The 8,331-nt window shown below is 74.1% G+C and carries 7 protein-coding genes, 1 pseudogene and 1 riboswitch; of the genes and pseudogenes, 3 read left to right on the top strand and 5 right to left on the bottom strand.

Annotated features, from left to right (window positions below; all coding sequences use genetic code 11):
- Positions 1 to 110 precede the first annotated feature (110 nt).
- The 5 genes from AC2CJA_RS20615 to AC2CJA_RS20595 form a co-directional block, all read right to left on the bottom strand.
- Positions 111 to 860 carry a class I SAM-dependent methyltransferase gene (locus AC2CJA_RS20615; protein ID WP_484604164.1) on the bottom strand — a complete coding sequence of 250 codons (750 nt, stop codon included), beginning with the start codon at positions 858 to 860 and terminating at the stop codon, positions 111 to 113.
- Positions 861 to 866: 6 nt separating this feature from the next.
- Entirely contained in the window at positions 867 to 2,063 is a 1,197-nt protein-coding gene (locus AC2CJA_RS20610; protein ID WP_484604163.1) for an MFS transporter, read from the bottom strand.
- Between the two features lie 83 nt (positions 2,064 to 2,146).
- Positions 2,147 to 3,391: an ATP-grasp domain-containing protein gene (locus AC2CJA_RS20605; RefSeq protein WP_484604162.1), complete on the bottom strand. Its 1,245-nt coding sequence runs from the start codon at positions 3,389 to 3,391 to the stop codon at positions 2,147 to 2,149.
- Positions 3,388 to 4,410, bottom strand: a complete 1,023-nt coding sequence (locus tag AC2CJA_RS20600; protein WP_484604161.1) for a cysteine synthase family protein — start codon at positions 4,408 to 4,410, stop codon at positions 3,388 to 3,390. The genes AC2CJA_RS20605 and AC2CJA_RS20600 overlap by 4 nt, the downstream gene beginning before the upstream one ends.
- Complete coding sequence (locus tag AC2CJA_RS20595) at positions 4,407 to 5,327, bottom strand: GHMP family kinase ATP-binding protein (RefSeq protein ID WP_484604160.1); 921 nt, start codon at positions 5,325 to 5,327, stop codon at positions 4,407 to 4,409. Before AC2CJA_RS20595 ends, AC2CJA_RS20600 begins: the two co-directional genes overlap by 4 nt.
- Before the next feature lie 127 nt (positions 5,328 to 5,454).
- A riboswitch (cobalamin riboswitch) is annotated at positions 5,455 to 5,692 on the bottom strand.
- Positions 5,693 to 5,748: 56 nt separating this feature from the next.
- Between AC2CJA_RS20595 and AC2CJA_RS20590 the strand changes: the two genes are divergently transcribed.
- The 3 genes and pseudogenes from AC2CJA_RS20590 to AC2CJA_RS20580 all read left to right on the top strand — a co-directional run bounded on the left by AC2CJA_RS20590 (position 5,749) and on the right by AC2CJA_RS20580 (position 7,692).
- The gene (locus tag AC2CJA_RS20590) at positions 5,749 to 6,111 is read left to right on the top strand and encodes an acyl-CoA thioesterase (RefSeq protein WP_484604159.1); all 363 of its coding nucleotides are present in this window, start codon (positions 5,749 to 5,751) and stop codon (positions 6,109 to 6,111) included.
- Positions 6,112 to 6,265: 154 nt separating this feature from the next.
- Positions 6,266 to 6,710, top strand: a pseudogene (locus AC2CJA_RS20585) ((2Fe-2S) ferredoxin domain-containing protein).
- A gap of 373 nt (positions 6,711 to 7,083) precedes the next feature.
- Positions 7,084 to 7,692 carry a superoxide dismutase gene (locus tag AC2CJA_RS20580; RefSeq protein ID WP_484604158.1) on the top strand — a complete coding sequence of 203 codons (609 nt, stop codon included), beginning with the start codon at positions 7,084 to 7,086 and terminating at the stop codon, positions 7,690 to 7,692.
- Positions 7,693 to 8,331 lie beyond the last annotated feature (639 nt).

Below are 8,331 nucleotides of genomic sequence, written 5' to 3'. Positions count from 1 at the left end.
GGATTCGCACCGGCTTCCTGTCTCCCGTCGCGGTGATGACCAGCTGATACTACGTTCATCCGAGACGAGGGTGAAAGGGAGTACGGCACCGGTCGCGCGCCTCTTTCACGTCACCCCTCGCGGACCGCCCGCAGAACCAGCCGCTCGGCGTCCTCGTCGTAGGGGCGGCCGTCGAAGCCGCCGAAGACCTCCACACGGCCGAACCCCGCCTCCTCGGCCATCCGCCGCAGCTCCACGGCGCTGTAGACGAACCACACCAGTGTGGCCCGCGTCACCCGCTCGCCCCGGACCAGCACCCAGTCACTGCGCAGCCGCGCCCAGTCGTCCAGCACCGTGTCGGTCTGCACCAGCAGGTCCTCCCCGCGCCGCACCACCTTGGGCGGAGTGACCCTGCGGGCGAGCAGCTCCTTGCCCGCGAGATCCAGCACGAGGGTGCCGCCGGGCGCCAGGCAGGCGTGCATGGTGGCGAGGACCCGGGCGTTGTCGGCGGGGTCCTCGAAGTACCCGAACGACGTGAACATGTTGAGGACGACGTCGAAGGCGCCCGGCGCCTCGTACTCGCGCGCGTCCGCCCGCACGTAGACGGCCGGAGCGCCGGCCTCGGCCGACCGCTCGCGTGCCCGCTCCAGCATCGCCGGGCTGATGTCCACCCCGGTCACCTCGTGGCCGCGGCGGGCGAGCGGCACGGTGAACACCCCCGGCCCGCAGCACAGGTCCAGCACCCTCGACCGGGGCGCGAAGGACAGCAGGGGAGAGGTGTCCAGCAGCTCCTCGGCCTGCTCGTAGCGCTGCCCGGAGAAGAGGAAGTCGTGGAACTCGGTCCAGAAACCGTCGTCCTGGAACCCGCCCGTCCGTGCCATGCGGTCTCAGTGCTCCTTCGTCGTCGCCTCGGGGGTGGGACGCCGGGCCGTGCGGCGGCGCAGCGTCAGCAGTACAGGGGGGAGCAGCAGGCACTGCGCGGCGGCCAGCAGCCAGAACCAGCCGGCCTCCCCGGCCCGTTCGCCGAGGCCGTACAGCTGCCCGCCCAGCACTCCGCTCGCACAGGCTCCCAGCCCCGCGGCCAGCCGCTGCTGGCCGAAGACCACCGCGTCGGAGCGGGGGCTGCGGCGCAGCGCCTCCAGGTCGTTCTTCAGGAACAGCACGATGTCGCCCAGGGTGACCAGCGCCCCGCCCGCCAGCAGCGCCGGCCGGGTGCCGACCGCCAGGACGGCCAGTCCGGCCGCCAGCCCGGTGAAACCGACCGCGAGGGCCGTCGCGTACGGCATCCGCCGGATCAGACCGGAGGCCAGGGGCTGTACGACGATGACCAGCGTGAAGCAGAGCAGCAGCACCAGGCTGTAGAACTCGCCGGAGGCCCGCTCGACGGCGTACACCGCCAGGAAGTGCTGGAAGTGGAAGTAGAGGTAGAACGCCAGCGCGTTGGCGGCGAAGGGCACAAGGGCCACACCGGCCAGGAGGCCCGGGCGGCCGGCGGCCGGGGCGGAGGGCCGCTCCCCGCCCGTCTCGGGCAGCCGCGCGTGGCCCGCGGTGACCGCGACGAACAGCGCCGTGACGGCCGCGAACAGCCAGCCGGGCGAGGACAGGACGAACGGCCCGGCGACCAGCGGGCCCACCGCCATGCCCGCGTTGAGCGCCGCGTTGCCCGCGGACAGGAACGCCGGACGGCGCTCCTCGTCCACCCCGTGCACCAGATACGCCTTGTTGGCCGGCAGGTAGAGCGCGGCGCCGCAGCACGTCAGGATCAGCGCCCCGACGGCGAGAGCGGGCCAGCGCAGGGCCAGCAGCAGTCCGACGAAGCCGGCCGTACGCACGGTCAGCGCCCACAGCATCGTGCGGCGCACCCCGATCCGGTCCGCCAGCGCCCCGCCGAAGACCCCGCCGGAGAACTGCACCAGGGAGGCCGCGGCCAGCACGACACCGACCGCGCCCAGGCCCATCCCGAGCCGTTCGTGCAGGAACACCGACATGAACGGCAGCACCATGAAACTGCCGAGCGGGATCAGGAACGAGCTGAGCAGCAGGAAGCGCGGCGGCCCGTCGAGCGCCCCCAGCGCGGCCCGCACCCCCGCCGCGCGCCCTGGCCCTGGCCCTGGCCCTGGTCCAGGCCCAGGCGTCCGCTCGGGTGCCTGCTCGGGTGCCCGCTCAGTCACCGGACGCCCGTCGGCGGTCCGGGCAGCGGTTCGGTGAGCACCCGCAGGGCGTTGGCGGCGGCCACGGCCCGGTGCGTGGCCAGTTCGGCCGTCTCGGCCTCGGCGTAGACGATGCCCGCGTAGCCGCGGCTGTCGGTCAGATGATCGACGGGATCGCCGATCCGCTTGACCGGATACCAGGCGGGCTCCCCCGGCATGTCCGCCAACCGGTCCAGCCCGGCGACTCCGGTGAACACACCGGGCTCGGCCGGGTAGCCCAGGACGAAGGCCACGGCCGGACCGCCGGGCAGGTCCGCGTCCATCAGACGGGGACGGCGGCCCAGCGCCGCCTCGACCACCGCCTCGTAGACGTTGACGCCGAGCGCCCGGCACAGACCCTCGCCCACCAGCGCGCCCCCGATCCGGGGATTGATCTCCACCACCTCCGGACCGTCGGCGGTCAGCACGAACTCCACGTGCGCGAAGCGGTCGGTGTACCCGACGGCGGCGAGCACCTCGCCGGTCCACCTCTCCAGCGATACCCGCAGGGCCTTCGGGAAGGCGACGGGGAAGGCGGTGATCTCCTCGCGGAAGTGGGGCTCGGCCGACATGAGCCTGCTGGAGACGCCCAGCAGCCGGGTGCGGCCCGCCCAGGTGAGGGTCTCGGCGCTGTACACCGGACCGCTGAAGTAGGGCTCGGCGAACAGCCGCCCCTTCAGGGGCCGTTGCGCGGCCCGGCGCAGGACCGGGTCGAGCTCGCGCTCGTCCCGGACCAGCCAGACGTTCTGGCTCCCGGTGCCGGCCGTGTCCTTGAGGACCGCCGGCAGGCCGACCTCCTCCAGCAGCGGCCCGCGCAGCTTTGCGCCCGGCCCGGCGGCCTCGGCGGCCCGCCCGCGCGTGAGGCCGGCCTCGTGCAGCCGGTTGCGCACGGCCGCCTTGTCCCGGGTCAGCCGCAGGACGGCCCCGTCGAGGCCGGGCAGTGAGAGACGCGCGGTGAGCTCCGCCCCGACCAGGGTCCAGGTGTCGGTGGAACTGATCAGACCGCGCAGCTCCGGGGTACGGTCCAGCACGCCGGCGACCCGCTCCACGTCGAAGGTGTCGGTCTCGACGACATCGAGGGAGCCCGCCGGCAGCCGCTCCAGCTCGTAGGCGTAGTAGGAGGGGTCGCGGGTCAGCAGCAGCAGCCGCTCGCCGAGCGCACCGGCCGCGCGCACCAGGTGCCCGAGGCCGAAGGTCAGCGACTCCAGACAGGCCACGGTCATGCCGCGCGCCCCTTCCAGAGGTCGGGGCGGGCTGTGCGCCGCCAGGCCATCCTCGACCAGGGCATGGTCATCTCCTCCGGGGCTCCGACCTCGGCGGGCTTCAGCGCGGCGGGGTCCAGGGCCTCCTCGTGCCGGGCGAAGACCCGCTCCACGTAGCGGTTGCCGGTGTCGGCGCCGATCACCAGGTGCACCCGGCCGGGATGGCGGCGGGCCTCGTACATCGCGGCCAGGTAGCCGGCGCCGGTGGACAGCCCGGCGAAGACGGCGTGGTCGCGCAGCAGGGCGACCGCGCCGGACATGGCGTGGGTGAAGTCCAGCCAGTGCACGGTGTCGTAGAGGTGGTGGCGGACGTTGTCGAAGACGATCGACGACCCGATGCCCGCGATGATCGCCTCGGGGTCGTGGTGGTCCTGGCTGCCGAAGGTGACGCTCCCGAAGGGCTGGACGCCGACCAGCCGCACCGAGGGGTCCGCCGTCCGGAGCCTCTCCACGATGCCGCCCGTCGAGGCGCCGGAACCCACCCCGCCGACGACGGTCAGCCCGGCCGAGGGGAACGCCTCCGCTATGCGGTCGGCGACCTCGTGGTAGCCGAGGTAGTGGACCTCGTCGTGGTACTGGCGCATCCAGTGGCAGCCGGGGCGCTCGGCGAGTACCTCGCGCACCCTCCGCACCCGGAGCTCCTGGTCGAGCCTGAGGTTCCGCGACGGCCTGACCTGTTCGACGGTGGCGCCGAGGATCTCCAGCTGGGCGAGCGTGGTCGCGTCGACCGTGGTGGACGCCACGATGTGGCACCGCATGCCGTACCGGTGACAGGCGAGCGCCAGCGCGTACGCGTAGATGCCGCTGGAGCTGTCGACCAGGGTCTGCCCCGGCCGGACCGTGCCCCGCTCCAGCAGGTGCCGGACGGCGGCGAGGGCCGAGTAGACCTTCATCGACTCGAACCGGAGCAGGATCGTTTCTTCGGTGAGCCGGACCAGGTCCGGGACCTTCAGGGCGTCGGTGATGTGGGGGTGGATCACCCGTAGCCTCCTTGGGTGAATGAGCACTGGTGGCCGAGCGAGTGGAAGAAAGCCGACAGTTCGGACCTGGTGTCGGCGTCCGGGCGGCGGGTGAAGAGGTATCCGGCCAGGCAGCCGGTGTGGGCGACGAAGACGCCGTCGGCCCCGAACCGCTCGCGGTGGGCGAGCAGATCGCCGAACGCCGCCTTGGGCAGCACCTCCTGGGACAGCGAGGCGCTGACGGTCGTGGCACGGGCGACGGCCGCCGGGTCACCCGAGCCGAAGCCCTTGAGGAGATCGGCCAGGCACCGTTCGTACTCCTCCCCGCGCCACCGGTAGTGCTCCAGCAGCAGGGGCGTGACGGCGGCGGTGTCCACCGAACCGGGCTCGCGGACGAACGCGGTGTGGAAGCCGATGCCCGTGCCCAGCCGCCGGACCACTCGGTGCCGGCCGCTGAGGTACAGCGCGAACTCGTCGAGGAAGACGCTGTCGGCCCGCTCGATCGACGCCAGGACGCCGAGCACCACGTCCAGGTCCCAGGGCAGGGAGAAGAGCCGGAACAGGCAGCGCAGCGTCGCCACGACGTCCGCGGTGGAACTGGCCATCCCCACGCCCACCGGCAGGTCGGAGTGCGTGCTCCAGGTCCCCGGAGGCAGGGCGAGGCCGTAGTGCTCCAGGAAGAGCCGGGCCGCGGTCGCCGCCTTCTCGCCGAGCGGCGGCCTCGGCGGGCCGGCCGCGCCTCCCGGGGTGAAGTACACCCAGGAGTGCCGGTCCACGGGGAAGGACACCAGGGCGATGTCCGGACCGGCGCCCGCCCGCAGCGGCCCCTGGTACAGCTCGCCCAGGGTGCCGTGGCAGACGCCGGACACGGTGCTGCCCGGTCCGCCGGGCCGGGGGTCGGCCCGCCCCGCGGGAACGGCGGAGACCTTCGTGGTCACGAGCACGCCCTCCTCCCGCAGTCCAGCCCCGGGCACCGGTCGGTGAGGAGGTGCGGCCACGCGCACGCGGCGCGGCCTTCCGTACCGCCGACCCAGTCCTCGAGGTCACCGTGAGCAGCCCGCGCGTCCCGCACGGGCGCAGTGGCAGGTCTTCGGACTCGCGGGCACGCCCGCCGGAGAACCGGCGGACACCTACCGGCCGTCGCTTCCCAGGCCCGGTATGCCGGGCCCAGTGCTGGATGACGGCGGTCGTTCCCGCTCACCGCTGCGGGACAGTCCCGGATTCCCACCGGGTTCCCTCTTGCGTCACGCCACCGGACGTCCGGGCCGGACGGGAGGCGTGAACCGACTGCGCGCATCAGCGTAGGCAAACCCGACTTCCCGCGACAGCACCTGTTGCACGGTTGTCCTGAAGTAATCGGTGCGCGCGGCGCCGTGGACGCGCCCCGGACGCGGTGCGGGGTGGGCCGGAGGTCCCCGGCCCACCCGGGCAGGGGCCGCTCGGGGCCGGTACGGCGACGGCCCGGCCGTGACCGTGTCGGTGGACCGGATGTCCTTCCTGTCCCCGGTACGCGCCGGTGATCTGCTGGGCGTCCACGCCGAGTTGGAGCGGGCCGGGCGGACCTCGATGACCACCGCGGTGCGGGTGACCGCCGAACGCTGGAACGCCTCGGGGCCGGTGGCAGAAGTGGCCACCGCCCGGCTGACGTTCGTCGCGGTCGACGCCGAGGGCCGGCCCCGCCCGGTTCCGCCGCTGGAGCCGGCCGAGCAGGCCGGTATCTGACCAGCCTTCCGGGCGGCCCCGGCCTGGGCCGCCGCCGCGACCGGCGAGCGGACACCCGGCCTCCCGCCGCCCCGAGCGGGCGGTGCCGTGCGAGCCGTCGGGCACGTGCCGTCCTCAGCCGGAGCGGATCCCCAGGAGAGAGGAGCGCGCCGTCGTGCGCCAGGAGTCTGAGAGAAGCGGTCCGGCGCCGTGCCGGGTCACGGTGTGCCGGGACTGCCGCTGCGGCAGCGCCAAGGTGGCCGGCGTCGACCACGCCGGGCAGGTCGCGCGGTTGCGCCGGGAGACGCGGGTACGGATCGCCGGCTGTCTGGGCGTGTGCGAGCGGGCCAACGTGGTCGTGGTGCGGCCCTCGTCCGCCGGGCCTGGGGGGGCGGGGGCCGGCGCCCGGGGTTGGGGGGGGGCACCTCCCGGCGGCCGGCGGGCGGCCGGGCGCACGGCCGGCCTGGTTCGGTCTGGTCAACGACCCCGCCGCGATCGAGGACATCGCCGCCTGGGTCCGGGCCGGCGGGCCGGGCGTCGCGCCCTGCCCCGAGGTGCTGGAGCTGTACGCCTTCGCCCCGCCCGGGAGGCATCGGGCGGGGCCCGGCGCGCCGCCGTGACCTGCACGGCCCGAGCCGGGGACCCGGCTCGGGCGTACACGCGGGAGGGGTGACCGGACGGTCTCCGGAAGGCCACCGCTTTCCGGCGGGGAGGCCCTCCGGGGCGTCCGTCACCGCCTCGTGCGGCCGGCGAGGGACGAGTACGGGTCAGGGGCCCTGTGGCCAGGGGCGGGGCCGGCCGGGACCGGCGGGTGCCGGGTGAGAAGACGATCACCCCTCGGGAGGGGCGCCCTGTCGATGGCGCCGCATCACCGAAAGCTGACGGGCCGGCCCCGCCCTTCCATGCTGCTGCATTGAAGTTGTTGTTGCAACTGACTCGCAATAAGGGCAGGCTGGCTTGCGACGATCACCCACCTGAAAGGGGCTGTGCCTGATGGGCGCCTACGCGCTTCCGGACCTGCCGTACGACTACTCCGCGCTCGCTCCCGCCATCACGCCGGAGATCCTGGAGCTGCACCACGCCAAGCACCACGCCGCCTACGTCAAGGGCGCCAACGACACCCTCGAGCAGATCGCCGAAGCCCGCGACGAGGACCGGATCACCCCGGCCGCTCTGGTGGGCCTGGAGAAGACCTTCGCCTTCAACCTCTCCGGTCACGTGCTGCACTCGATCTTCTGGCGGAACCTCTCCCCGGACGGCGGCGACCGCCCCGACGGTGCCCTGGCCGGCGCCATCGACGAACACCTCGGCGGCTTCGAGGCGTTCAGGAAGCAGCTCACCGTGGCCACCACGAGCGTCCAGGGCTCCGGGTGGGGCGTGCTGGCCTGGGAGCCGCTGGGCCGCCGCCTTATCGTGGAGCAGGTCTACGACCACCACGGCAACGTCGGCCAGGGCAGCGTGCCGCTGCTGGTCTTCGACGCCTGGGAGCACGCCTACTACCTGCAGTACAAGAACGTCCGCCCCGACTACGTCACCAAGCTGTGGGACCTGGTCGACTGGGAGGACGTCGCCGCCCGCTACACCGCGGCGGCCGGTGCCTGACCCGGAGTGACGGCACCATGTGCCGCGTCGGTCAGGGTTCATCCCGCTCGCCGCCCTGGCGCGCGCGCTCGCCGCGTTGGCCGAGAGCCCGGGCAGGACAAACCACACGCGGCTTCCGGCCGCCCGGCGATCGCACGCACCCGGGGTCCCCCCGGCCGGAGGCTGGGGACGCCTCGCCACCGGGCAAACCCTGACCGACGCGGCACATGAACCGTGGCCGGGGAGCAGGGCTTCCCGGCCCGTCCTCCTCCCTCACCGGATCCGGGTCGGGCGCCTCCTCATCGCCGGAGGTGCGCACGGCGTCCGGCGACGGCCGGCGCCGCGACGGCACGCCTGCCCTCCGCTGCCCCGTCGCGCGGATCCCTTCGAACGATCCTCCGGTCCCTGGTCCCCGGCGCCTCCTCGCCGAGTGAGACCTCGCCGGCCCCGGAGAGGGAACCGGCGCTTTCGTCCCGTGCCGCTCCGCCGGCCCCCGGCACGGATCCACGTCGGCGCGGAAGACGCACCGGTGCCGACCCGGATCCGCTCGCCCGCGACGTACGGCCGAACCGGCCGGGGGTACGGGACCGGACCGCCGTGGGGGGGGGGGGGGGGGGCCGCCCCCGGGCGGGCGGCGCGCCCCCCCCCCCCGGCCCCCCC

The sequence above is a fragment of the Streptomyces sp. ATLC9 genome (genome assembly GCF_057196705.1).
This window is presented reverse-complemented; position numbering and strand designations above follow the sequence as displayed.

Bases quoted from the DNA above. Each gene is read 5' to 3' on its own strand.
- AC2CJA_RS20605 (WP_484604162.1), bottom strand. From the start codon at position 3,391: ATGACCGTGGCCTGTCTGGAGTCGCTGACCTTCGGCCTCGGGCACCTG.
- AC2CJA_RS20580 (WP_484604158.1), top strand. From the start codon at position 7,084: ATGGGCGCCTACGCGCTTCCGGACCTGCCGTACGACTACTCCGCGCTC.
- AC2CJA_RS20615 (WP_484604164.1), bottom strand. From the start codon at position 860: ATGGCACGGACGGGCGGGTTCCAGGACGACGGTTTCTGGACCGAGTTC.